1 protein-coding gene is annotated in these 280 nt (G+C 42.9%); it reads right to left on the reverse strand.

All coding sequences use genetic code 11. From position 1 onward, the window contains the following. The coding region (locus E7X57_RS12235; protein WP_135613277.1) for a PKD domain-containing protein at positions 1 to 280 on the reverse strand (280 nt) is incomplete at both ends.

Raw genomic sequence — 280 nt, forward strand, 5'->3', positions numbered from 1 at the left:
TCGGATACCGGAAGTATAGGAACTGATGTCACATTGATATAATTCGTCTTGACTTCGGAAGCAGTACCATTGATATTACTGACAGTAAGATTGACAGTATACAAACCAGCTGTATCATACGTATGAACGAGATTCTGACTGGAGTAATCCTCGGTACCGTCAGCATCAATATCCCAGGACCATGACGTTGCATTGGTTGACAGATCAGTAAACGCAACGCTCAGGGGAGCAATACCTTCAGTTACATTAGCACTGAAATCGGATACCGGAAGTATAGGAA

This window comes from Methanococcoides sp. AM1, from assembly GCF_900774055.1.
GTDB lineage: Archaea > Halobacteriota > Methanosarcinia > Methanosarcinales > Methanosarcinaceae > Methanococcoides.